The 22,984-nt window shown below is 37.3% G+C and carries 26 protein-coding genes and 4 pseudogenes; 15 read left to right on the forward strand and 15 right to left on the reverse strand.

The window, feature by feature from the left end; translation table 11 throughout:
- Window positions 1–180, forward strand: a 180-nt coding sequence (locus tag FFO06_RS22145) for a hypothetical protein (protein WP_236097184.1), incomplete at its 5' end; no start/stop codon positions are given.
- A gap of 206 nt (window positions 181–386) precedes the next feature.
- Here FFO06_RS22145 and FFO06_RS18475 read toward each other — a convergent pair.
- Entirely contained in the window at window positions 387–809 is a 423-nt protein-coding gene (locus FFO06_RS18475; RefSeq protein WP_137909345.1) for a hypothetical protein, read from the reverse strand.
- A 183-nt stretch (window positions 810–992) separates the two neighbouring features.
- Window positions 993–2,093, reverse strand: a pseudogene (locus FFO06_RS18480) (nickel-dependent hydrogenase large subunit); the annotation flags it as partial.
- Between the two features lie 117 nt (window positions 2,094–2,210).
- On the opposite strand from FFO06_RS18480, the gene FFO06_RS18485 reads away from it, so the two are divergent.
- The 4 genes from FFO06_RS18485 to FFO06_RS18500 all read left to right on the forward strand — a co-directional run bounded on the left by FFO06_RS18485 (window position 2,211) and on the right by FFO06_RS18500 (window position 6,033).
- Window positions 2,211–3,686, forward strand: a complete 1,476-nt coding sequence (locus FFO06_RS18485) for a site-specific integrase (RefSeq protein WP_137909346.1) — start codon at window positions 2,211–2,213, stop codon at window positions 3,684–3,686.
- 98 nt (window positions 3,687–3,784) lie between these two features.
- Window positions 3,785–4,999: a hypothetical protein gene (locus FFO06_RS18490; protein WP_137909347.1), complete on the forward strand. Its 1,215-nt coding sequence runs from the start codon at window positions 3,785–3,787 to the stop codon at window positions 4,997–4,999.
- A 382-nt stretch (window positions 5,000–5,381) separates the two neighbouring features.
- Window positions 5,382–5,621, forward strand: a complete 240-nt coding sequence (locus FFO06_RS18495; RefSeq protein ID WP_137909348.1) for a hypothetical protein — start codon at window positions 5,382–5,384, stop codon at window positions 5,619–5,621.
- Window positions 5,608–6,033, forward strand: a complete 426-nt coding sequence (locus tag FFO06_RS18500; RefSeq protein ID WP_137909349.1) for a type II toxin-antitoxin system VapC family toxin — start codon at window positions 5,608–5,610, stop codon at window positions 6,031–6,033. The genes FFO06_RS18495 and FFO06_RS18500 overlap by 14 nt, the downstream gene beginning before the upstream one ends.
- 119 nt (window positions 6,034–6,152) lie before the next feature.
- Here the strand turns inward: FFO06_RS18500 and FFO06_RS18505 are convergent, their stop codons facing one another.
- Together FFO06_RS18505 and FFO06_RS18510 are read right to left on the reverse strand one after the other, a co-directional pair.
- Complete coding sequence (locus FFO06_RS18505) at window positions 6,153–6,494, reverse strand: DUF5615 family PIN-like protein (protein WP_137909350.1); 342 nt, start codon at window positions 6,492–6,494, stop codon at window positions 6,153–6,155.
- A gap of 5 nt (window positions 6,495–6,499) precedes the next feature.
- Window positions 6,500–6,721 (reverse strand): DUF433 domain-containing protein, encoded by a 222-nt coding sequence (locus FFO06_RS18510; RefSeq protein WP_137909351.1) that lies wholly within the window; start codon window positions 6,719–6,721, stop codon window positions 6,500–6,502.
- A gap of 3 nt (window positions 6,722–6,724) precedes the next feature.
- Here FFO06_RS18510 and FFO06_RS18515 point away from each other — a divergent pair, with 3 nt between their 5' ends.
- Window positions 6,725–6,991, forward strand: coding sequence for a hypothetical protein (locus tag FFO06_RS18515; RefSeq protein ID WP_137909352.1), 267 nt, complete (start codon window positions 6,725–6,727; stop codon window positions 6,989–6,991).
- A gap of 196 nt (window positions 6,992–7,187) precedes the next feature.
- Here the strand turns inward: FFO06_RS18515 and FFO06_RS18520 are convergent, their stop codons facing one another.
- The 3 genes from FFO06_RS18520 to FFO06_RS18530 all read right to left on the reverse strand — a co-directional run bounded on the left by FFO06_RS18520 (window position 7,188) and on the right by FFO06_RS18530 (window position 9,789).
- Window positions 7,188–7,556, reverse strand: coding sequence for a hypothetical protein (locus FFO06_RS18520; RefSeq protein WP_137909353.1), 369 nt, complete (start codon window positions 7,554–7,556; stop codon window positions 7,188–7,190).
- A gap of 24 nt (window positions 7,557–7,580) precedes the next feature.
- Window positions 7,581–7,862: a papain fold toxin domain-containing protein gene (locus FFO06_RS18525; RefSeq protein WP_236097185.1), complete on the reverse strand. Its 282-nt coding sequence runs from the start codon at window positions 7,860–7,862 to the stop codon at window positions 7,581–7,583.
- Between the two features lie 370 nt (window positions 7,863–8,232).
- Window positions 8,233–9,789, reverse strand: coding sequence for an AAA-like domain-containing protein (locus tag FFO06_RS18530; protein ID WP_137909354.1), 1,557 nt, complete (start codon window positions 9,787–9,789; stop codon window positions 8,233–8,235).
- 241 nt (window positions 9,790–10,030) lie between these two features.
- Here FFO06_RS18530 and FFO06_RS18535 point away from each other — a divergent pair.
- The 4 genes and pseudogenes from FFO06_RS18535 to FFO06_RS18550 form a co-directional block, all read left to right on the forward strand.
- Window positions 10,031–10,374: pseudogene (locus tag FFO06_RS18535) on the forward strand (GNAT family N-acetyltransferase); the annotation flags it as partial.
- Entirely contained in the window at window positions 10,374–10,907 is a 534-nt protein-coding gene (locus FFO06_RS18540; RefSeq protein WP_137909355.1) for a hypothetical protein, read from the forward strand. The pseudogene FFO06_RS18535 and the gene FFO06_RS18540, both read left to right, overlap by 1 nt.
- Before the next feature lie 88 nt (window positions 10,908–10,995).
- Window positions 10,996–11,586, forward strand: coding sequence for a Uma2 family endonuclease (locus FFO06_RS18545; protein WP_137909356.1), 591 nt, complete (start codon window positions 10,996–10,998; stop codon window positions 11,584–11,586).
- A 111-nt stretch (window positions 11,587–11,697) separates the two neighbouring features.
- Window positions 11,698–13,128: a serine/threonine-protein kinase gene (locus FFO06_RS18550; protein ID WP_137909357.1), complete on the forward strand. Its 1,431-nt coding sequence runs from the start codon at window positions 11,698–11,700 to the stop codon at window positions 13,126–13,128.
- 113 nt (window positions 13,129–13,241) lie between these two features.
- Here FFO06_RS18550 and FFO06_RS18555 read toward each other — a convergent pair whose 3' ends face one another.
- The 7 genes and pseudogenes from FFO06_RS18555 to FFO06_RS18585 all read right to left on the reverse strand — a co-directional run bounded on the left by FFO06_RS18555 (window position 13,242) and on the right by FFO06_RS18585 (window position 18,570).
- Window positions 13,242–13,439 (reverse strand): four helix bundle protein, encoded by a 198-nt coding sequence (locus tag FFO06_RS18555; RefSeq protein WP_137909358.1) that lies wholly within the window; start codon window positions 13,437–13,439, stop codon window positions 13,242–13,244.
- A gap of 48 nt (window positions 13,440–13,487) precedes the next feature.
- Window positions 13,488–15,038, reverse strand: coding sequence for an ATP-binding protein (locus tag FFO06_RS18560; protein WP_137909359.1), 1,551 nt, complete (start codon window positions 15,036–15,038; stop codon window positions 13,488–13,490).
- A gap of 69 nt (window positions 15,039–15,107) precedes the next feature.
- Window positions 15,108–15,518, reverse strand: a complete 411-nt coding sequence (locus FFO06_RS18565; protein ID WP_137909360.1) for a hypothetical protein — start codon at window positions 15,516–15,518, stop codon at window positions 15,108–15,110.
- A 284-nt stretch (window positions 15,519–15,802) separates the two neighbouring features.
- Window positions 15,803–16,315, reverse strand: a pseudogene (locus FFO06_RS18570) (nickel-dependent hydrogenase large subunit); the annotation flags it as partial.
- 92 nt (window positions 16,316–16,407) lie between these two features.
- A complete protein-coding gene (locus tag FFO06_RS18575; RefSeq protein WP_137909361.1) occupies window positions 16,408–17,370 on the reverse strand; it encodes a hydrogenase small subunit in 963 nt (320 codons plus the stop codon).
- Window positions 17,371–17,850: 480 nt separating this feature from the next.
- Window positions 17,851–18,057 (reverse strand): RNA-binding S4 domain-containing protein, encoded by a 207-nt coding sequence (locus FFO06_RS18580; protein WP_137909362.1) that lies wholly within the window; start codon window positions 18,055–18,057, stop codon window positions 17,851–17,853.
- A 51-nt stretch (window positions 18,058–18,108) separates the two neighbouring features.
- Complete coding sequence (locus FFO06_RS18585; protein WP_137909363.1) at window positions 18,109–18,570, reverse strand: nitrate reductase associated protein; 462 nt, start codon at window positions 18,568–18,570, stop codon at window positions 18,109–18,111.
- Between the two features lie 101 nt (window positions 18,571–18,671).
- Between FFO06_RS18585 and FFO06_RS18590 the strand changes: the two genes are divergently transcribed.
- Entirely contained in the window at window positions 18,672–19,307 is a 636-nt protein-coding gene (locus tag FFO06_RS18590; protein WP_137909364.1) for a molybdenum cofactor guanylyltransferase, read from the forward strand.
- A gap of 127 nt (window positions 19,308–19,434) precedes the next feature.
- On the opposite strand, the gene FFO06_RS18595 is transcribed toward FFO06_RS18590, so the two are convergent.
- Window positions 19,435–20,064, reverse strand: coding sequence for a hypothetical protein (locus FFO06_RS18595; protein ID WP_137909365.1), 630 nt, complete (start codon window positions 20,062–20,064; stop codon window positions 19,435–19,437).
- A gap of 649 nt (window positions 20,065–20,713) precedes the next feature.
- Here FFO06_RS18595 and FFO06_RS18600 point away from each other — a divergent pair.
- The 4 genes and pseudogenes from FFO06_RS18600 to FFO06_RS18615 form a co-directional block, all read left to right on the forward strand.
- The gene (locus tag FFO06_RS18600) at window positions 20,714–21,682 is read left to right on the forward strand and encodes a hypothetical protein (RefSeq protein WP_137909366.1); all 969 of its coding nucleotides are present in this window, start codon (window positions 20,714–20,716) and stop codon (window positions 21,680–21,682) included.
- A gap of 10 nt (window positions 21,683–21,692) precedes the next feature.
- Entirely contained in the window at window positions 21,693–21,956 is a 264-nt protein-coding gene (locus tag FFO06_RS18605; RefSeq protein WP_028089732.1) for an asr0689 family protein, read from the forward strand.
- 8 nt (window positions 21,957–21,964) lie between these two features.
- Window positions 21,965–22,189, forward strand: a complete 225-nt coding sequence (locus FFO06_RS18610; protein ID WP_137909367.1) for a hypothetical protein — start codon at window positions 21,965–21,967, stop codon at window positions 22,187–22,189.
- Window positions 22,190–22,347: 158 nt separating this feature from the next.
- Window positions 22,348–22,984: pseudogene (locus FFO06_RS18615) on the forward strand (type ISP restriction/modification enzyme); the annotation flags it as partial.

The following is a 22,984-nucleotide window of genomic DNA, read 5'->3' on the forward strand; positions in this document are numbered from 1 at the left end:
ATTGATATTTTTTCCTCAATATGGGCTGCAACTATTTTTTCTCGGAGATCCACTGAATATGCTTTCATGACAGTATTATCTTTATTATTACTAACTGTACCTCATAACTTCGGAAACTGCTGTATATTAACTAAGTGCGTCAGAGGTTACTATTGTCAGAATCAGGATGATCAAGATTAAAGGATTAACAGGATTATTTATTGATAATTTATTCATTGTGAGTAAATAAATTTTCATTTTTTAGATTAAAAATTAACATCTTGAAAATCTTTAACTGAGGTTTATAATTGACTTACCCTTTTGTGTTGGGTTGCGATTCGCTTAAGCCAACCTACAATTATTGTCAATTATTATTTTCATGGGTGGGAATTACCCACCCTATAAATCTATAAACTTACACCATGCTTTTGGGAAATTTCCACAAGTCGCTCATATTGATGTTGTGATGCTTTCGCTAAAATTGCATCAGCTTCTTCTGGATTAGTACCATCTTTAGGAATTAAATACTTAACATAAAGAGAAACAAAATCAACCACCGCAGCTAAACCTGTTAATTCGTGTTTATCAGCTTGTTTTCCGGCAATGACAGCCACCAAACCGGCTCTAATTGGGTCAGGTCTGACTTTCATAAATTGATCAACTAGTTGCTTAGAATAATCCGCTGGGGCTAAATTCTTGAACTTACTTTGATCAGGTTTAAATTCTAATCCTGCGGCTGTTGACTGCTCCAACATACACCATTCTATAAATTCTTGCAGTACGGCATCAGGAAGCTGGGGAAGATATTGATGTAGTTCTAAATTAGACACAATTAGTTACCAATTTTAGTATTTTCTAATTCCTAATTGATAATTCTTCATCTGATAATTAGGAATTATCAATTATTCCTTAAAATTCAGACTAACTCACGGATTTAGGAACTTTTGTACAGTAAATAACAATTATATAGAACCCTGACTTCTTGAAGAAGTCCGGGATCTGAATCATATAAATTAAGCTGTTCTAAACCGTGCCAATTCTTCACCAGTTTTTGCGTCATGGGCATGAACAGTACACACCAAACACGAATCAAAAGAACGGGCTACATGACCGACTTCTACCGGGTCTTTAGGGTCTTGAATTGGCGTTCCTATTAATGCTTTTTCAATCGGTCCTAGTTCTCCCGCACCGTCACGGGGTCCGATATTCCAAGTACCGGGAGCGATAACTTGGTATTGTTTAATTTTGCCTTTTTCGATCTCTACCCAGTGACATAATGCACCTCTAGCGGCTTCCGTTGCACCCCAACCTTTACCATCTTTTTCTTCGGGTTTAATATACCAAGGATCGTTTAATTTAAACTCCCTTAAACACCGTTCAGCTTGACGATATAGTTTAACTATTTCGTGGACTCTTCCTAATTGTCTAACATGAACACTTGCACCCCCCATTTTCTTAAATGTATCCAGAATAAATGGGTCATAATGTTGCCAAGATTCTCCATGATTTCCGCCGGCAACTAATTGACGCGCTAGAGGTCCTGCTTCTAAACGTCCTAAGTCTTGGTGGAGGACAGCACTTGACCAAGAATATGCCCCATTAAAGTCTTTTTGATTGTGATTAATTGGGTTTGTAGTGCGATCGCTTGGATGCCAATCTTGGCTACCCTCATCATACCAGGAATGGGTTAAATTCTCACGAGCAAATGCTTGATTCATCAAGCTATGAGTATCAGTAAAACTATCATAAACACCACTTTTCATAATCACAGCAGCATTACGTCCTTCAACAGTGGGCTTATTGTATTTATCCTCATGGGGAATATAACCCCAAGTCACATATTTACCCACACCCGCACCATATCTATCCAAACCGATATCTAACCCCATTCTCCAATATAAACCCAAGTCAGATTCTCGATGTTTAACATCTTCATTTAACCACTTTTGAAAATCCTCATAAGATTGAATTTCTTCATATCTTTCTAAAGAACATCCTAACCACACTGGTTCTAACCAATTAGTGCGGAAATATTCCAAAATTGCCCAGGCGCGGGTAATATCAGTTAAAGTGGGGGCGCACATTACTCCACCAGGCACCATATAACTGCTATGACAACAGGTGATATATTAAAAATGTTCCTGAGTAACTTATTTTTAAAGTAATTTTGCTCAGTAATAACATTTTATTTTCATGATTTTAGCTTTGATAAATAAGGGAATATTTAGGGAATAAGCGGACAAGATCAGAGTAATTGCGAGGGTATATATTCCACATCTACACAGGAATATACAAATGCAGACTCAACCGACTTATTCGCCGATATATTTGCATATTTTGAACCGCAGAACACCACAGACAGCAGCTATAGAGGAACAATGACGAAAATAAAAGCAACAGAATTACAGTATCAAGCAGTTTTTGAACAGAAGTTAATTGCAGCTAATAGTAATTTAAAAAGAGAGAGAATAAAAGTTAGTATTAAACAAACTGGCAATTCTCTCCAATTACGAGCTACCTTACCCTTAAAACCAGGGGATAGTAGTATAGGTAAACAGAAAAAACAGTATGATATATCTTTAGGAATACCCGCAAATTTAGAGGGATTAAAAACAGCCATTGAAGAAAGTTATGAATTAGGTAAATTAATTGCTCGTCATACTTTCGAGTGGAATGAGAAGTATTTAGGAATTAAATCGAGAGAGAAACAAGAGAGCAAAACAATTGGCGAATTATTAGATAAATTTGATGAAAAATATTATCAAACTCGTCAGAAAACTTTAACTAGTGAAAATACTTTTGCTAACTATATATCTGTTATTAAAAGAAACTTGACTCTCACCCATTTAGCGACAAAAGAAAATTTTGAGGAAGTTATTAATTCATTTCAGGGTAATAAAAAAAATGAATTGATTGCGGTAACTTCGGTTTTGATTAAAACCTTTAATTTAGGATTTCAACTCGATGTTAAACGGGATCATGTCACTCCTGCTTATCGAGAAATACCCGATGATCAAAAAATCATATCTGGTTTTTACCTCTTTGAAAAATTCGCCCTCAACCGCAAAAATACAAACATTACTGATGAGATAGACACCTGGGAAATGTGGCGTTGGGTATATGGAATGTTAGCCACTTATGGATTAAGACCAAGGGAATTATTTGTCCAACCGGATATTAATTGGTGGATGTCCCCCCAAAATATAGATCATACTTGGAAGGTCAATAAAAATACTAAAACTGGATATAGAGAAGTTATACCTTTTGTGACTGAATGGATAGAATTATTTGATTTAAAAAATCCCAAACCATTAAATATTTTAGAAAGAAAAGTTGAAAAAATTGCCTCTGTACAAAATATTAATTGGATGCGAAGAGATATATCCAGATGGTTTAGAAAAGTGGGAATTGAGTTTCAACCCTATGATTTACGTCATAGTTGTGCAATTCGAGCGCATCTTCAGGGAATACCAATTAAAGCAGCAGCAGATAATTTAGGTCATACTGTTGATGAACATACAAAGACTTATCAAAGATGGTTTGGGATTGAAAATCGGAAAAAAGCCTTTGGTGAGGTAATTAGTCAAAGGTCGTTAATTGAATTGCAGAAGAATGAAATATTGGCGCTACGGATGGAGAATGAAAGATTAAGGTTGGAGGTGGAAAAGTGGAAATTGTTGGGAAGTAAAAAATTTGGCAGTAAATGAGTAGCAAAACTGTGGTGAAATGTGTGACAACCCATCTTTTTTACATAAAAATTCTGTATATTATCTGAATAAGGATATAAAAAGGAAGTTTTTGGTTTATGAATAAAGAACAATCAGCCAACTTGGGTTCCCGACTGGAAAATACTCAACAAGCACAAGCCATAGAACCAGATATCACGCAGAATGAATCTCTAACACAAGATTTTTCAAAGAATACAGATGCTGTAGGTCCAGAACTTAAGGAGGAAGTTAATACTAAGTGGAAACTGTCTTTAAGTTGGAAAAATTTTGCTAGTTATCTAGTTTTACTAGCATTACTCTTCATCGTAATTCTTCCGTTCTTAGGCAGTGTTTGGAGTAGTTATTCGTGGTCACAACGACCAGAATTACCCAATCCAGCGAATATCTCTATCAATAAAACTATACCTGTAGAAGTGCATTTTGGTAGTAAAGACAGTGCATTGGATGAAAAAGTAAATCGGCGAACATTAACAGCCCTTACTGAAGCTCGTGCTACGGCTGAGGACTTGGCCTCTAGAGATTTAGATATTTGGTTTGATGAGCTAAAAACTCGTGTAGATGGAGATTTTTTGGACTGGTACTATGGTTATTTCAATCAGAAAGGCAGAGAGATTCTTGCTTTATGGCGAGGAGTAACAGGTCAGAACATCAGCGAGAAAGAGTTTCAAGACTTTAACCAGCAGTTTACTAGCCGCGTGGTCAGCCCTGAAGATATTAAGGCAAGACTTGAAGTTCTCACTGCTGAGGTTACGAATTTGTATGCACTCGAACTTAATAAGAAGCTAACTGCTGCTCAGAAGGACTTAAAAATTCCTCCGCAACAATGGAATCTCTATTTAGCCAGAATTTCCGAAACAGTTGCTAAACGAGATCCAATTTCCGGTTCTGCTCTTGCGGGAACTTCAATTGCTGGCGGATATTTTCTTGCTGATGCTTTGCTTTCTGGTACAGTCAGTGCATTCTTTGAAGGACAAGCCGTTAGGCTGCTTGAACCTCTAATTACTGGACTAGGACCAGAGGCCGCATCAGCTTTTGGAGTTGGCGCGATGGGAGCAGTCAAATTTGCCGGAAAATTTGCCGGTCCGATTCTAGGCGGGGGGTTAATTGCTTATGATTTGCTAAGTTATGTTCATAGAGTTGATCAAGAAAAACCAATGCTACGTGAGCGGATTTTCTCTAATCTTCAACTCCTCAAAAGGTCAAGTTTGGTAGATGTGACGACACGAATCAATCAGCTTGAGAGTAATATTCGTAAATCAATTGACTCTGTTTCTATTACCAACCTGGGGTAGATATACATTTAGACGATTCTGCGGTTCTGCTTACACTTTGGCAGATGCCGCAATCTCACAATTCATAGTGCGATCGCTGATCCTGTAGGGTGCGTTAACGGAGTGTAACGCACCTTATGTATGATTATTTACTGATTCTCCGTGCGTTACGCTGTCGCTAAAACACCCTACTGCTAATCGTCCCAATATTCTTAAGTGCGATCGCCAATCCTGTAGTGCGATCGCTCAAAATCCATTGTCTTGTGCTTCGTTAACTACTATTAATTGCGATAGCGTAAGCGCTGACTTGTCAGTTCGCTAATATTGAGTTAATGCGTAAGCGTTGCGCTCCGCAGAAATCGTTTTTGCTAAACTATAATCAAGGAAACAGGAAAATGAGATTATGAACTTAGATACAATTCAACAAGATATTGCGTCTCTTCCTCCCGATGCACAACAAATCATAGTCGAACTCGTAGAAGTCCTGAAAAAACGCTATCTTCTGAATCAACAGGAATCCTCAGAAAATTCCTTGCAAGACTGGTCAGACTTTATCGGTTGCATAGAAGCTGAAACAGACCTCTCTAAAAACTATAAAAACTACTTAGACCGTGAACTTAATCAAAAATATGATCATAGTTGATACAGGCTTTTGGTTAGCTCTTGCCAATAAAAAAGATGCAGTTCATATAGCCGCCAAAAAACGATTTCAAGATTTAGCTAATCAGCAATTTATTACAACCTGGTGTGTCGTCACGGAAACTTGCTATCTATTACAAAAAAGAGTAGGAGTAGATGCTCCAAAAATCTTTATTAATAAAATTTCTACAGGAAAGCTACAAATCTTTGATCTCAAACAACATCATTGCCAGCGTATTGAAGAACTAATGGAAAAATATAAAGATTTACCGATGGATTTAGCCGATGCCTCTCTCGTTATCTTGGCAGAAGAATTAGGTCATGGCCAAATTTTATCGGTTGATTATCGAGACTTCAACACCTATCGTTGGAAAAATACAGAACCGTTCGATAACCTCTTTCATGAATTTTTATGATATAGTGCGATCGCTGAGTTTAAAGCGGGACATTGCCAATAACTCTAGAGACGTTCCTCATGTAGGGATTCTCGTCTCTACACCTAAATTCATACCTGGTTTCAGCAACGCCCAATTTTTTAGTGCGATGATGAGAGGGCAAGCAATGATGAATTTTCATCTTCATAAAATAATTTAATTGTGCTGAACTCCCGACGCAGTAAATTTTCAACTTGTAAGGTAGAACAGTTTCCAAGTCTAAGCCAGATGACTTTTGGGGGATTCCCAAACACTAAACTCAGATCGTGCATATCAGCATCTTTTGAGACGATCATCAAATCATTATCTTTTGCATAATTCCAAACTATCGGGTCTATTGTTGCTTTCATGCCTACATCCCGAACATGAGGCGAGTCTGGAAAAATATCGCTCAAACTGGTGGATAATTTAGGGGATAAATTTTCATCAAATAGTAATTTCATGCTGATCAGGTCGAAATCATCAGCCGACGTTCACGGTCAGCCGCATAAGCAATACAAGCCTTTAAATCTTCTCGCGTTAGGTCGGGAAAATCATCAAGAATTTCCGCTTCAGTCATCTCGGAAGCTAGGTATTCCAGCACCTCATAAACTGTAATTCGCAAGCCACGTACACAAGGCTTACCACCACGTTTATTGGGTTCAATTGTGATATAGTCTCTGTAATTCATTATGTGGTGAGTGCATTATTACCAACTTGTCTGATGGTACCATGTATTTCTGCTAAAAATTCAGGCGTTGCTGATTTCGGGTATGATTTTTATTTATTAGCGATAGCTTCGCTTGCCGTAGGCATCGCTAAACTATTACATGGCCAATACTTCAGATTATTAGATTTTTATTTTCATACCTTGATTCAGCAACACCAAGATTCAATAATTTTACCGTTAAACATCTTTGAGAAAAGCGATAGCGAAGCGCTGCTGCGAGCAGTTTGCTGAATTTCCATTTTCTTGTGTTTCCTTAACTACTATTAAATGCGATAGCGAAGTGCTGACTTGTCAGTTCGCTAGTTGTGGTTTAAGTGCGATTCCTAGGTCGCGCTTCGCTATCGCTCAAAATCCATTGTCTTGTGCTTCCTTAACTGTGATTAACTGCAACAGAAACAACCAGCACACTAAGATTCACTGTTATTATTCAAGCAGCTTCTTGAGAATTTTTAGAGGATGGTTCAGCCAGGATTGGTTCAATATCTTGGCTTTTGTCTCTTTGAATAAATTCATCTAGTAATTGAAAAAAGTAATCAAATGCAGCTTTTTCATCAATACAGGTGAGTAAAATAATTTTATCCCAAGCGTTAACAGTATGGATAGATAAGCGGTTTTGTAGCCAAGGTTGAAAGTTTTTATAAAAATCACTTTCATTTTCAGTATTAGTAATACCTAATTCAGATCGAGAAAAGCGATATCCCAAAATAAACATCCGTAAATTACTGATAGATGCTGTTCCCAAATATAAGCCTGGTTTGGTTTTAATTTTTTCGAGTAAGTTAAATAATGTACTCATTGAGTTTAACTCCATTAAAAATTTTCAAAATTCTTCTATTACTTCTATTTTAAACTCATTAGATAGAGATGTAAAATCTTGAATCCAGTCATCTGGGTATAGTCCTTGTCGGGAAAGGTTGTCGAAAATTTTGCCAAAAACTTCAACACCGTAATGAACGCCATTTTCCGTAATAGTTTGTTTTTCTAGGCGATCGCTCAAAATAAAATCTTCATTTTTCGGGTAAATAAACCACATTTTTTGATCTCGCGCAGCAGGAAAAGCGCGAAGGAAGAAGGTAATCAAAGTGTGGGTTAAATCGCCCACAACTGCTGTAAGTAGAGTGCGTAAGCGTTGCGATCCGCAGGAATCGCCAATCCTGTAGGGTGCGGAATGTGGGTTATTACTCCGTGAACTCTGTGCCTCTGTGGTTCGTTTATTCCGTAACTCATGAATTATTTATGTAAATATCATAACTTATGTATTGCTATTTACGTATTTATATTGAGAAAAACCCGGGTTTATATTTCCAGGGAAAGTAAAAATTATACTTAACCACCTGCCTTGAACTTCCTTAACTGGGATTAACTGCGATACGCACAAGTCATAAAAGAATGAACCACGAAGAAACCTTTGCCAAGATAGGACAGGAAGGAAAGGGAGTTTTAGAGGTATTTTGGGTAAGTCCTGAAAACACTCACGCCCGAATCACAGTAATCCGACGTTGATTTTCCGTCACCACCACCTGAGTTGATAACCTTTCCTCCATTGGTAAAGCATTTTTCCGCCTATCAAACACAAATAACCAACCAAAATCCAACCCCAAACGCCCTAAATAGGATTCTAATTGTTCAATTCCATCAGCTTGAGGATCGCGTTTTTTATCCCGCCATACCTTTAACTCAATCCCTAACGTGACATCTTTATAACGCATACATAAATCCATTCTATCACTACCAATGGCATATTCCCTTTCTAAAACTCCCCCACCATTAACCACACGATGTAAAAAAGCCATTAATACAATATGGGAGGCAATTTCATGATAAGCAGCACTACTTAATAATGGTTCTCCATGCTGTCGCCAAAATTTGAGAAATGCTGTTAATAAAGCATCTATATTTAATTCACCTTTGGGAGTCAACCAACTAGGACTAATCAGAGGTAAACTATCCTGAGTTCCTTGTACTAAAACACGGGGAATAACTTCACGATAAATCGGGTTAGAAATAACTAATCCTCCCATCGGATCACGTCGCAATAATCCTAAATCTATTAAATATTGGCGATCATCTGCTAGAGTATCCGGTAAAGTTTGCCCTGCTAAAATCGGTTCAATAATATTTTTAACTCGTTTTTCTCTGAGTTTTTCCGCTAAACTATCTAAATGAGTATCTTGACGAGCAATTAATATTTCTTTGGCTTTTAAAATATCTTCTTTAGTAATAGCAATACTTCTATCTTTCACCATTTTTTCTACAACTTCTTTAGCTAAAGCATTCACTAACCAAGGTTGTCCTTGGGTTAAATCAAATGCCGTTGCTGTTGCTTCTGGTGTGAAAATTTGTCCTGTTGCTGCTGTATGTTGTTGATATAATTCTCCTACTTCTGCAATATTAAAATTTCGCATAGTAATAGAAGCAACTTTAATATTAAAAGGACTAGATGTATTTAGTCGTTCACTACCACCAGATGCTACTTTATAATCTCGCACATCCCGTAAACCAATTAATCCTACCGATGAGGGAAAATTTTCGGGACGGTTAGGAAAACCATCTCTTAATTGTCGTAAAACTGAAATTAATGTTTGGTCTTGTAAAGAATCAATTTCATCTATAAATAATATTAAAGGACGATTTATAGCTTTTGCCCAACCTGATAAAAAAGTTTTAATTCTACTTCCTGGTTCTTCCTGTTGCCATTGTTTAACAGGTGGTTGAAATTCTTTGGGTAAACGTATAGAAATAGTATCATACCAAGTTCCCAAAATTGCTAATTCTGCTGCACTGGGATCATGATTAAATGCACTTCCTACCTCTGCTGATACCATGACTGCTGCATAATTTCCTGTATCAGTAAGTTGCTTTGCTAGGGCTAACATGGCGGTGGTTTTCCCTGTTTGTCGTGGTGCATGAAGCACAAAATAACTACGCTGTTGAATTAGCTCCTCTAAATCTGGTAATCGTATTGTGGGAGAGAGCATATAGTGGATATCGTCTTTACATGGACCTGCAATATTAAACCAGCGAGTCATGATTATTTTGGCAGTTAGGGAACTCTTTAAGTTTACACATTTATTTAGGAAAATTATGATCTGACATGATAAAAAGGTTCACTGGTTGCGATTATTGTATAATCAAGTTGTATGGTTTTGACATTTGCGGGAGGTAAATTCATGGTTTCCGTAATCGTTAAACCCGAAATTAAGAGAGGTTCTAATTATCCGAGTAATAAATGATAGTATTTTAGTTTGTTACCACAGTCATTTTCACCAACAAGGATTGATGCTGATGGAAACTCAGATGCACGGATCACGCATTACAGAGGGTAAACGCTTAGTATAGTTGATGGAATTGCTACAGCACCTTGGAATCGTCAGGATGTGCAACGTCCACCACGATACAAGGGTGTTGGGAGTGTATTTCTGCTATTTGCCCGCACCCGTAGTTTAGAATTAGGTTATGAAGGTAGGGTAGGTTTACATTCTTTACCAGGGACAGAAAAATTCTATGATAATCAAAGAATGCTAGATTTAGGGCAAGATGAAGATTACGATGATTTGGTTTATTTTGAGTACGGTGTATGGCGTTCTCATAACAAAAACAGTGAGGGTAAGTAATGAGTCAGCAAGAATCTAATTATATTCCGTTCACCCCTAACCAAGAATTAGCAAACCCGATGGATTTATTGCTAAATGAAGAATGGTTGAGAAAAAGCATTTTAGCTGAGGAAGAAGTAGGTGGTAATATTGGTGCTGGTTTAGATTGGGGTTCTGGTTTTAGTCAACTATTACTTAATCCCGAATTGTTTTATCGTTTAAAAACTTTGCGGATTTCTTTGAATAGGGAAGTGCGTTTATTACTCAAAGATTGGAATTTAGGAACTGCGACTTCTATAGCATCTGCTACCGCGAGAGAGAAGTTATTGGAAAGATTCAGACTACCTACATCTACTGTTAAAGAACATATTCAAGCTGTGTTACAAAAGGATGAACTTTTTGGTGAGGAGTTTATTTCTAATCATCAGGTTTTGCGCGAACTGCTTGGGGTGATGTTGACAGAAAAAGATTGGGAAAGTATTGCTTCAGTTGCAGCAGATTCATTGAAACAGCAAATTATGAATCAGGTTTTGGTTGATAATATTTCAGCTTAGTGATCAGTAAAAATAATAGTGCGATCGCTAGGTTTTTATTATGATATCATGTTAAGCAAAATTAAATCTCTAAATTTGGGTTTAAATTATGATAACTACACTCATTGAACGAGAAGCAGAACCAATTTTAATTAGCGACTTAACCTGGAGAGAATTTAAAGCTGTTGAACAGCTAATTGATCGTCCAGGGTTAAGGTTATCTTTTTTAGATGGAGTTTTGGAGATTCGCAAAATGCCAGGGAAAAAACACGAAACCATCAAAGAACGTATTGGGGCTTTACTAGAAATTTATTTAGAATTTTTGGAGTTAGATTTTACTCCTACTGGTTCTGTTACTTTAGAAAATGAATTTGAAAAGGTTAAAAAAGAAGGTGATAAATCTTATGAATTGGGAGCAAATAGCAAACGTGCTGATTTAGTAATTGAGGTGGTTGTTAGTAGTGGAGAAATTAATAAACTGGAAGCATATAAACGGTTACAAATTCCTGAAGTTTGGTTTTGGATGAATGATGAATTATTGTTTTATAGTTTAGGAAATGAGGGGTATGAAGCTGTTAGTAAATCGCAACTTTTACCGAGTTTAGATGTAGATTTATTAATGGGTTGTATTAATATAGAAAATCATGCTCAAGCACTGCGGGAATTTCGAGCAGGGATAAAAATTATCGAACCAACATAACAATATAAAATGGCGATTTTTCCGCTCTCTCGCATCAAGACTTGTGGAGTGTAACCTATGTTAGGATGTCTCTAATATATTTTCTAAAAATTAATCTACAGGAGTATCACCATGAGCTTACAGCGCACCTTTATCAAAATGGAAGGACAAATGGTCGAAGACCGCTACCAACTCCAAAATCTACTGGGGGTAGGCGGGTTTGGTGGCGTGTTTAAAGGTCAGGATGTCTTTTTAGGTAAAATTCTGCGGAATGTAGCCATTAAAATTATCGCCCCCTTGGATATTGAAAATTTTGCTGGGTTATCTAAGGAAAAACGGGAAGCGGAATATACAAGACAACAAGGGCAACAACGGGACGAATTAGGTACAGCAGTGAATCTATCCCATCCCCATGTTGTTACTGGATTTCATGTCGGTCTATGGCGGTGGCAAGGGGAGGATTATCTCTATCTGGTAATGGAATTAGCCCAAGGGACTCTCCAAGATGAACTGCGAGACAAGCAACCCAGTGAGGCGGAAGTAGTGGACATTCTTTTGCAGGTTGCACGGGGATTAGATTACTTACACCGAGAAAAACGGCTTATTCATCGGGATGTCAAGCCTGGGAATATTTTGCGTTGCCAAGAGCAGTGGAAGTTAAGCGATTTCGGGTTGTCGCGGCAGATGAGTGACAAATCTCAATCTCGCACTGGTAATATCGCTGGCTCAATCGCTTTTATGCCACCAGAGGCGTTTGGCAATGAAAGCGTGGTATCAACGGCGTGGGATATGTGGTCTTTAGGGATTTTGGGAGCGGCGCTGGTGGATGGGGGGCGTTTACCCTTTAACTATCAAAGTGAAATGGACTTAATGCTGAAGATTTATCAGGGCGATGTCAAGCTACCAACCAGGATTCCAGAACGGTTAGCCCCTGTAGTTACTAATTGCTTGTTAAGGGAGAAAAGCAAGCGCTGGAGTGCGGCACAGGTGATTGAATGTTTATCAAACCGCCAGAATACAACAATAGCTCCAAAAGCGTCATCCATACCTCAACCAGTAAGCCCGGAGATAGAATTAAAATCAGATGTAAGAATGGATTATAGTAAACTGCGTGACTTACTCAAAGCAGGGAAATGGGAAGAAGCAGACGATGAAACATTACGGGTAATGTTAACGGTTGCGAAGCGGGAAAAGGTTGGTTGGTTAGATGTTAAGAATATTGATAATTTTCCCTGTGCAGACCTCCGCACCATTGACAAGTTGTGGGTAAAATACAGTAATGGCAGATTTGGGTTTTCTGTTCAGAAACGCATTTATCAGGGTTTAGGCGGAACGAGAGAATATAACGGAAAAATCTGGGAAAAGTTCGGGGACAAGGTAGGATGGAGAAAAGGAGGAATTTTGAGTCATTGGTTGTACTACAAGGATATTACTTTTGACAAAAAAGCACCCGAAGGCCACCTCCCATGGCGGTGGAGTGTAGGTATGGGGGGTTGGTGGTTGGCGCATTTGGGTGGTTTAGGTTCTTCTCTCGCGTCGAGACTTGTAACTTGTAACATTTAAGGGTTACAAAAAATTATTAAAAATTGTAACCAGGTTATTTTCCACGAAGCACCCTTCGGAAAGTCAAAAGTCAAAAAATAAGTAAAGTAGGAAAGTAAGAAGAAAGTGAGAAATTAATTATTTTTCATCTTACCTTTAGTCGTGACAATTGATTTAGCAATAATTCTCATCAGCTGTTCAGATTCATCAGCCAAGTCTGCTACTTTTTCATTAGGAACAATTTCCGATTTAACTAACAACTTTAACCAATACTTTGTTTCTCTTGTTTCCTTGAGTGCTATTGATTGTTTACTAACAAAATCCTTAAAAATATTGAGATTTTGACTTTTGACTTTTGACTTCCCGAAGGGTGGAAAGACTCACGCCCGAATCACAGTAATTCGACGTTGATTTTCTGTCACCACAACCTGAGTTGATAACCTTTCCTCCATTGGTAAAGCATTTTTCCGCCTATCAAACACAAATAACCAACCAAAATCTAACCCCAAACGCCCTAAATAGGATTCTAATTGTTCAATTCCATCAGCTTGCGGATCGCGTTTTTGATCCCGCCATACCTTTAACTCAATTCCTAAAATAACATCTTTATAACGCATACATAAATCCATTCTGTCACTACCAATTGCATATTCCCTTTCTAAAACTCCCCCACCATTAATAACACGATGTAAAAAAGCCATTAATACAATATGCGGTGCGATTTCATGATAGCCAGTGCTACCTAATAACGGTTCTCCGTGCTGTCGCCAAAATTTGATAAATGCTGCCAGTAAAGCATCTATATTTAACTCTCCCTCCGGGGTTAACCAAGTCGGTGCAATCATTGGTAAAGAAGCCATTGGTGTGACAGTTAACACCCTCGGTAACACTTCCCGATAAATGGGATTAGCAATAGTTAATCCTCCATAAGGGTGCATTTTACATAAACCCAAATCAATCACAAATTGAATATCATCATTAGGTATATTTCCTAATTCTAAACCTGCTAACATCGGTTCAATAATTGCTTTTATTCTTGGTTCTCTTAACCTTTCAGCTAAACTATCTAAATGAGTATCTTGACGAGCAATTAATATTTCTTCCGCTTGTAAAATGTGTTCTTTAGTAATAGCAAGATTTCTATCTTTCACCATTTTTTCGACAACTTCTTTAGCTAAAGCATTGACTAACCAAGGTTGTCCTTGGGTTAAATCAAATGCTGTCTCTATAGCTTCTGTTGTGAAAATTTGTCCTGTTGCTGCTGTATGTTGTTGATATAATTCTCCTACTTCTTCAATATTAAAATCTCGCATAGTAATAGAAGCAACTTTAATATTAAAAGGACTAGATGTATTTAATCTGTCACTACCACCGGATGCTACTTTATAATCTCTCACATCTCGTAAACCAATTAATCCTACAGATGAGGGAAAATTTTCGGGACGTTTAGGAAACCCATCTCTTAATTGTCGTAAAACTGAAATTAAAGTTTCATCTTGCAAAGAATCAATTTCATCTATAAATAATACTATCGGACGATTGATAGCTCTTGACCATGCTCTTAAATTTTCAGCAATTCTCTGTCCAGGAACATTATAAACCCAAGTTTGGGGTTGTAGTTCGGTCGGTAAGCTATCCTCAATTGTATTTCGCCAAATTCCTAAAATTGCTAATTCTGCTGCATTAGGATCATGATTAAATGCACTTCCTACCTCTGCTGATACCATGACTGCTGCATAATTTCCTGTATCAGTAAGTTGCTTTGCTAGGGCTAACATGGCGGTGGTTTTTCCGGTTTGTCGCGGTGCATGAAGCACAAAATAACTTTCTTGTGCAATTAACATTAATAAGTCGGGTAAACGACTGGTGGTGGAGATGGTATAGTTTTTTTTAGGGTTACAAGGACCTGCAATATTAAACCAGCGGGTCATGATGATTTTGGTAATAGGTGAACAATTTAAGTTTAGACTATTTTCAGGTTGGGGCGGGTTAGGAAGGCTTCAATTTAAATCGTGACCTGTTGGTGGTGATAGATCCATGACTTCGGTAAACCGGGAATATTTCACCTCACTAGTTGGGGGAAAGTGTGCGGAAATAGCCATTAAACCGACTTTGATATCCTCAAAGAAAATCACACCACCAATTCGTCCGCTTGCTTGCAATGGTCCATGGAAAAATTGATGTCGGGGAATATGGATAAGGAGAGAATTGGTAATTTTGACGTTTTGACCAAATAGTTGTTGACAGGTTTTTTTGACAACTGCATCTATATATTGATTCTGGCTAGGTTTTCCCAAGTTGATGAATTCGGGATGATCCGCAAAATGATCCATGTAATATGTCCAGATGTTAGACAAATCTTTTTCTTCAGTGAGGATTTGCTTGAGTTCTTGCCATCGTTTAAAATTCATAATCAGGAAGGAGATTAAAAGAGGATAGGTAGATTAGATTATTCTTTGCTTACTAAAAATTTATCATAGTTATGCGTAAGCGTTGCGCGACCTAGGCATCGCTATTCCAGGGTTAGGGAAAAATTAGGTAACGCCTAAGAAAACCAAATAAATGAATTTGCTGCTGGCTATCTTTGCTTATAGCATAGCTGGGGGTGGATTTATCACCTAATTTAAGGAAAAATCAGGGAATAATCAAACCTATCCTTGTAAATCCTGACTATATCAGCAATTCACCAATTTATTACCATATAACTGCTGTGCGGCCATTGTCCACCTAATAAAGCGTAAATTTCCACAGGTTTTCCAGAAATGGTAATGCCGATTTCATAGGATTTACCTGTGAAAGCAGCAAAGCGCCGACAAGCTTCATCATAAAAGTGACTGCGGCGATAATTTTTATTAGTTAAATCAATGGCAAATAGTCCGTAAAAATAGCGAGGAATACTTTGGATTGTTTCGACAATTTGCCCTAAGTTTCTCGCCAAAATCGCATTTCTGGGAACTTCTGTTCCCCAAGCTGTGTCCAACGCCCAAGAGGCAGAACTGAGGTGAGAACCGCCACAAATACCACAAATTCTCGGAGTAACAATTAAGCCGGCTTGGGGATCTTTTCCGCGTAAAATTATTTCAAAACCCCGAAAAAGTTCGGCATGAGTCCAGGCGTTGGTGACATATCCATTTTCGATTTCGACACGCACATCTAAATCACCCTCGACTCTACCAACGGGTGAAATATCTAAGGTTTGAATTGGCATATTTTCTGGGTAATTGGTAATTGGTAATTGGTAATTGGTAATTGGTAATTGGTAATTGTTTCTACTAATGACCAATGAGCAATGACTGATAACTAAACGGTAAAAAAGTCTTCCTCTGCCCATTTTGGGGCTGCATCTTTGGCCACAACGGTAAGCACTGCGTAATCTTGATGGTTGACTCCGGGGGGTATTTCTTTGGGTACTCCCATGACGGTTTGAGTTTTAAAAACTGTTCCGGGTTCAAGGTCAAAAAAGGGAAATTCCGGTTCTGTACAGCCTAAACAGGGCATTCCAGCGCGGGTTTTGGAGGAGACGCGGTTCCAAAGAATACGGTTACAGGAAGAACGGGTCATGGGTCCACGACAACCTAAGTCGTAAAATAGACAACCTTTCCGTTGGCCAAATTCCCCGGTTGTGGCTTTGTATGCAAAGTGAATATTGCGGGTACAACCAGTTTGGGTGAAGGTATTAAAGAAGGTTTGGGGACGATGTAGTTCATCGAGAACTATATCATCAATTCGTCCGGTGGCGATCGCTACTAATATCTGCGTTATCCAGTCGGGGTGTGCAGGACAACCGGGAATATTAATGACGGGTAAACCACCTTGACTGATAAAATCTGAACCTAAAAAACCGCCTTTTTCCCGTTTCAGAAATTGTAGTCCTTTGGAGTCGCTGGGGTTGGGTGACATTGCGGGAATTCCCCCCCAGGTCGCACAGTCTCCTACTGCGACAATGAATTTGGCAACTTTGGCTAAATCGTTTAACCAATCTTTCATGGGACGGTCTGCAAACCGGTTCCATTCTCCTGTACCATTAGGGGCGTTAACTACGCTGCCTTCAAATACTAAAATATCCAGGGGCGTTTTCCCTAAAATACAGTCCCATAACATGATTTGGACGTTATCACCCAATTCTAAACCCAGGGAAGGATGCCAAAGTATTTTCATGCCGAAATCAGCAATTAAATCACAAGCTGTCGGTTCTTCCGCATTCAGAAATGACATGGTGTTACCTGAACAAGCACCACCTTGTAGCCAAAGTACATTAGTCATTAGCTATGTATTTTTATATATGTTGACAATGGACAATTAAGGAAGTTTTCGAGGGGTATAATTTCCCTTTTTTCAGGATTTAGCTTGTAGATTTTGACCCTCTTGATCATTAATTTGGACTCCTATTTGATTTGTGGGCCAGATTTGTATTAACCAACCACTTGGGACACAGAGATCACGGAGGAGGAGAACAGGGAGATATCTATGTCTACTGCAATTGCCACAAACACATTTTCTTTAGGAGTGCTATAGCTATATTTGTTATTATAATCTAAGGTATTATTTAAGTCAATTACCTTTTTTCTAAATAAAACTTAAAAGTTTTTGAATAGGCAAATGGCAGTAAAATAACAAATAAATAACAAGTATAAAAATTAATTAATTATCAGGACGTGATACAGCATTTCCCGATCTTATGAAGTACAGATATTAATAATAAAACTCTTGTGGTGCGGGCATCTTGCCTGCACAAAGTGTACTTCACTCAATCTCAACTTGCTGTATAATTTCCCCTACTTTAAAAGTTTCTCGTCCTATTGTCACTATATCATCATCTCCTAATTTTCGTCCCCTTCTTGTTTCCACTATACCATTCACTTTCACCTCACCATCAAGTATCAACAATTTCGCTTGACCTCCCGTAGAGGTTATACCAATAAACTTTAAAAACTGGTCTAATTTAATCATTTGCCTTTACTAATTACTTAAAAAGTATCATCTATAGCAATATAGCAGAATTTAGGATTTTGGCAATAAATTAAATTCTACCAAAGCCGGTAAAAAGTTTTTATTTTCATGGCTAGGACGACTGAGTTTAATTAGGACAAACCGCTGTAAAATAGTCAAATTTTCCCAAGCCTCGATAGTGATAATTATACCTATTTCTTGAGCTTTTTCGTCAACACTTCTGGGAATATTGGTAGTATCTAGCCATGCTGGATCAGGTTCAATTGGTAATTCAGCTACAGATTTACCAGTCAGTTTCAATACTAGCTGCTGAATATAATCTCTGTAATTATGAATTTGACTATCTGTATCACAAGGTAATATAATTAATTTTTGACGTGATTCTTGATTCATCTGATTCCATTCTGCTAATTTTAGCTTAATTCCGCAAGTATCTAGTTTGTAACGTACTAGCATAGGAATACAGCGCAAGGAATCAACAAAATCCGCTTCAAATTCAAAAAAATCTGTCATAAAATGGGTGTTATTTTTTGATCAAAAATAGATTTATATAGTTATTGTAAATGATTTATGAGAAAATAAAGTTAAATTTTATTAAATAGAATCCAAATATTATGAATATTGATTCTCAATATGATCTGACTACTATTATTTTAGCTGGTGGTAAAAGCACTCGCATGGGTAGAGATAAAGCTTTAATTCCCATGGGCGGTGTACCTATGTTACAATTAATTTGTACTATTGGGGAAGCTTGCACCGATAAAGTTTATGTTGTCACTCCCTGGCCAGAACGTTATCAAGAATTACTCACACCTCAAAGTCAATTTATTCGAGAAGTTCCTTTACCTGGGGAAACTGGCAATGAACCCCGCACCCATGGACCCCTTGTAGGTTTTATGCAAGGTTTAGCAGCAGTAGAAACAAATTGGGTACTTTTATTGGCTTGTGATTTACCAAATTTACGGCTAGAAATATTGCAAAATTGGATAGGTCAATTAAACACAATTCCCGAAAATAAAATAGCAGCTTTGGTACAAAATCATCAAATTTGGCAACCTTTATGTGGTTTTTATCGTCGTCGTTGTTTACCGGAATTAAGGCAGTATATTGAAGCAGGTGGACGTTCTTTTCAGCAGTGGTTAAAATCTTATTCAGTAGAAGTATTACCTTTGGAAGATTCACAAATGCTATTTAATTTTAACAAGAACATCCCCGAATTAAAAGAAATCGGGGATTTAAAGAGACTCTAAATGGTCTAAAAATAATAATTTCCCTAAGCACATTTCCTTAAATTTGCGAATCTGGATAAAATTAGACGCGATTAATTAATATTTATCCAACTTAGCTTTTTAAAATTTGCTTAGTTAAATACTGTTATTAATCAACGTTGCTTAAGCATTCAGACTTAACTGGTTCAAAATTAAGGTTCTTGATTTTCCCTTGGGCGATTTTTCTTTTAGCAAAAACGCCAGCCCCAAATACCATTGTTGCACCCACTAAAGGAAGCGCGTCTGTTTCCCAGGGAACTGCGGTCACGATACCACCACTAATACCACGTGAATTACTTGCCCCCGTATTGAACGCAGACTCCCTAGTGCCAGCCGAAAAGGGAGGAGTAGATTTGGTTATAGTCGTACTCTGGCCAATGGACAGGGGTAAAGCTTGATCAAAAGCTACTACCAATGTCCGTTCAAATTGAGGATTGGCTAATTTATAATCAAGAGTGAAGCCAGAGGGGCTAAAATTCGACAGGGTAGAACCCTGCGCTGCACTATAAGTAAAAGCATTGAGTAAAGATGTACTATTAGCTTCAGTTACACTGAAAGACCAATCTGTATACGTTGAGCCATCGTATTTGAAATATCCCCTTAGTGTTCCACCGTTGCTGAATGTACCACCTGTGATCTCGTAATTGGTTACAATAGCATGGGCGGGTGATAAAGCGCCACTGCCCAAAACACTGGCAACAGATAATCCGGTTACAAGCGCAATTTTCTGTAAATTCATAATGTCTCGTGGTTATTGAATGAACAAAGATTGTAAAATATACATCTAGCTGATGATACCAGTTATGGTAAAAGATGTCAAGTAGTTTTACTAAAACAAGTAAACAGTAGATAAATATTTCTAATCATCTATATAGATAATCATATAAATATATGATGTAATAAATATGGCTTGGAGTGATCAACTGTACTGCATTTAGTTTGTATAATTATAGTTTGTATAATTATAGCGGGCAGGATGCCCGCACCACAAACAAGATTTAACCATATTAGGATGGTACAATTTAGCTGGGTAACAGCTTAGTAAAAGCTATCATTCAAGTTGTAAATTACAGTAAATTTTTTTAAACTGAGATTAATATTGGTAAATTTACTCTAGATTTTCATCAAGCAAATGTTTTATAGTGGAAAATATTGGTGTTGTTGCCCTTGTACTCAAGTTCGTGAATAGGAAATAAGTAAAAACTCCCTATTTAGCTTTAGGTAAATTTTGCTTTCAGCTAGGAAATTGATCAAAAAAGTGGGTTTCATAATTTGTCATGAAACAATGATAAATCCAGAAATCTGCATCAACTCGAAAACTGCGTAAATCAGCTTAGTTAATAACCCAAATGTGTGAGTATTGATAATTTAATTCCCCAGAATAATTTATGATATCTAGTATGACAGATTCAGCGGTAAAAGCTGCGATCGCGGCTATATCTTCCGAGTCAGCAACAACAGCAGAAAAAATCCAAATGCTGATGGAAATTGCTACAGGTTTACAAAAAAAGCCGCAAACATCCCAAGATTTACGCCATGCAATTGGGCTATTTGACCGTGCATATCAAATGTGTGGACTGGAATATGTTTTACTGAAAGCACGGGCTAAGGTGGGCAAGGCAGGGGCATTACAGATGATTCCTGATGGTGATTCCCAGTTGTTGCAAGAAGCGCGGGCAGATTATGAAGAAGCTTTACCAATTTTACAACAATTTGCCACAGCGGAGGAAGTGGCAGCAGCCCAAATGAATTTGGGTTTGGTTTTACAGTCTTTAGTTCCCGAAAATTTAGCGCGGATAACTGATAGTATTCATGTTTATCATCAGGCTTTGCGGGTGTTTACTTGGGAAAAGTATCCCCAAGAATATGCGATTTTATATAATAACATAGCGATCGCTTATCTGTCTATACCTATGTCATCAGAACGGGAATCTTTACGTCAAGGTTTAGCAATACAGTCTTTTGAAACTGCTCTCAAACATATTAACATAATTGACCATCCTAGAGAATATGCAATGTTGCAAAATAATTTAGGAAATGCTTTACAATATTTAGTGAGTTCTCATCCTGTAGAAAATAATTTACGGGCTATTTTAGCTTACAATGAAGCTTTAAAAGTGCGTAATCCTCAAGATACACCGTTAGAATATGCTAATACAATTTCTAACAAAGCTAATGTTCTTTTCAACTTACCTGACAATCCTGAAAAACCGGAATTAGGAAATCAAATAAATCTTTTGCAAGCGCGAGAATACTATCAACAAGCTTGGCAAATATTTACAGACAATCAACAATTAGAACAAGCAGAAATAGTAGGTAAAGCACTAGAAGATTTAGCCGCAGAAATCCAAGTATAGGAGAATCATCATGTTTGATTTTGTCAATGATCCAGAATTTATTAACTTTCTGTATAGTCTAAATACAGAATTAAATTTCACCACAGGATTTACTTGGTTAATCATTGCTGTAATTTTATCAATGGTTGGTGGTGCAATTGGTGGAATTATCCTTGCTGGTAAAGATATTGGATACAAATTTGCAGCCATAATTGGTAGTTTATTCGCACCAGCGGGGGTAATTCCTGCGGTAATTTTAGGGTTATTTATCCTGAATTTATTAGCTAATTACTAGGAGGATATATGTTAGAATTAAGTTGGTTTTCTATTAAGTTATTTCTTAAGGGTAAACTATTCCGTGACCCCATATATTTTCTGCGTCAAACCATAATTGCTAGTGGTATTGGCACAGTTATGTTAGTATTACTAGCACAAGCATCAATTCCCCTTTGTATTCCCATTACTGTAGCTAGTTTAATTACGGGTGCAATTATGCCTTTTTTATTGCAAGATTTTAGAATGAAATGATTTACAGTAGGTTGGGTTGACCCCAGGAAACCCAACATCAACATTTTCATTTTCACAACTTGTTGGGTTCCGCTGTCGCTTAACCCAACCTACAAATATATTACAATTATATGCTATTATAAAAAGCAAGAAGTTTAATAAATAATTATCCAGGGATTATGTCTGATTTTAATAACTACATCCAAGATTTACAAGAAAATAGCCAACGCGGTGGAGAACGCAGTCATTACCCCAGTCTAAAACGACTAATTGAAGGTTTAATGATTGGGATTAATGCCAGAATTGAAGAAAAAGGTAATCAAGCAGGAATACCCGATTTAACTATCAGAAAAAATGAGCGGATTTTAGGATATATAGAAGCTAAAGATATTCATGTTGATTTAGGTAAAATCCAAAAAACTGCACAAATTAAACGTTATTTAGAATCCAACATTGGTTACAATTTGATTTTAACTAATTATCTAGAATTTCGGTGGTATGTAAACGGAGAATGTGAAAAAACTGCTAAACTAGCTGATTTTAAATCAGGTAAAATTATTCTGGTTAATGATTTACAACCAATTAGAGAATTACTACAATTATTCCTAAATCAAAAAGCCAAAGATATTAATAACTATTACGATTTGGCTAAAGAAATGGCAGCTTATACTAAAACCATTAGAAACGCCATTCAATCATCTTTAGAAATAGAAACAACCACAGAAGAATTAAATCGTCTAAAAGAGACATTTAAAAAACTACTACTTTTAGATATAGATAATGATAAATTTGCAGATATGTACGCTCAAACTATCG

Source organism: Dolichospermum planctonicum, from assembly GCF_005402965.1.
GTDB classification, from domain to species: domain Bacteria; phylum Cyanobacteriota; class Cyanobacteriia; order Cyanobacteriales; family Nostocaceae; genus Dolichospermum; species Dolichospermum planctonicum.